The following is a 1,316-nucleotide window of genomic DNA, read 5'->3' as shown; positions in this document are numbered from 1 at the left end:
TCACCCACATAGGTAACAAAACAGTTCAAGCACATGGGTAACAGTTTTTAACTGGTACTGGTCGATTCCGAGGATCTGACCATGCCGTGGCGAGAGCTGAAACCTATGGACCTGAAAGTGATGTTCATTGCCGACTATCTGTCTGGTCGCCTCAATTTCAGTCAACTCTGTGCGGCTCACAGCATCAGTCGAAAAACCGGCTACAAGTGGGTGGCACGCTACAATGCGGACAGCGTTAACGGTTTGGCGGAGTGCAGTCGCAAGCGGCATTCCCAAGCTCAGGCTGTGCCGTTTGCGGTCAAAGAAGCCATTCTTGAGCTGCGTGGCCAAGGGCAAACCACACCGGGCCCTAAGAAGATTCAGACAGCCCTAAGTGAGCGGTTTCCAGATCAGCCGCCACCCTCCAAGACGACGATCTACAACGTGCTGAAAAAGGCGGGCTTGGTGGCGCCACGGCGTTTACGTCAGCGTGTCGCCATCTATCCCAAACCACTTCAGAAAGCCGATCTTCCCAACCAGCTGTGGAGTGCCGATTACAAAGGCCAATACCTGACGGGAGACGGTGTCTGGTGTTACCCCTTGACTGTTATGGATCACGCCAGTCGCTTTCTACTGGCTTGCGAAAGCATGCCGAACACGACTTTCAATGACGCCAAGGCCACCTTCGAGCGGTTATTTAAAATGTATGGAATGCCTGAGAGGATCCGTACGGACAACGGTGTCCCTTTCGCCAGCGGTGGGCGTGCGGGGTTATCGCAGTTGTCCATCTGGTGGGCCCGCCTGGGTATCATTCACGAAAGGATTCAACCTGGTCGACCCGAGCAAAACGGACGACATGAGCGCATGCACCGCACGCTTAAAAGTACATTGCCAAGGCCGCCGGAAATTGAGTGGGGAGCCCAGCAGAAGCATTTTGATCTGTTCATGCAGCACTATAATCACGAGCGTCTTCATGAGGCTTTGGGGCAGAAAACACCGGGCTCTTGCTACACAGGTTCTTCACGACCATTCCCGAAAAAACTGCCGGAGATGAGATACCCAAGCCATGTTGAGGCATACCGAACGGACTCCAACGGGGTGGTGAACAAAGGAAGGCTCAGAATCTATGTCGGCTATGTCCTCAAACACCAAATAGTCGGGTTGGAGAGTATCAGCGAGGGTGTTTGGGACATCATCTTTGGGCCGGTAGTACTGGGCCGTGTTGATGAAAGAGACGCTAAAGATGCTTATCTGACGCTCAAAGTAATCAGAAATACGTGATCAGGTGTTACCTATGTGCCTGAACTTTTCTGTTACCTATGTGGTTGATCCCTTCA

1 protein-coding gene is annotated in these 1,316 nt (G+C 52.5%); it reads left to right on the top strand.

Annotation, left to right across the window (positions count from 1 at the left end; genetic code table 11):
• Positions 1-81 precede the first annotated feature (81 nt).
• Positions 82-1,260, top strand: coding sequence for an integrase core domain-containing protein (locus HNQ83_RS30960; RefSeq protein ID WP_175392633.1), 1,179 nt, complete (start codon positions 82-84; stop codon positions 1,258-1,260).
• Positions 1,261-1,316: the final 56 nt, after the last annotated feature.

Origin of the sequence: Pseudomonas sp. C2B4, assembly GCF_013359695.1 — a bacterium.
Lineage (GTDB): Bacteria > Pseudomonadota > Gammaproteobacteria > Pseudomonadales > Pseudomonadaceae > Aquipseudomonas.
This window is presented reverse-complemented; position numbering and strand designations above follow the sequence as displayed.

Excerpts from the sequence above, each read along its gene's own strand:
- HNQ83_RS30960 (WP_175392633.1), top strand. The coding sequence starts at position 82 with ATGCCGTGGCGAGAGCTGAAACCTATGGACCTGAAAGTGATGTTCATT.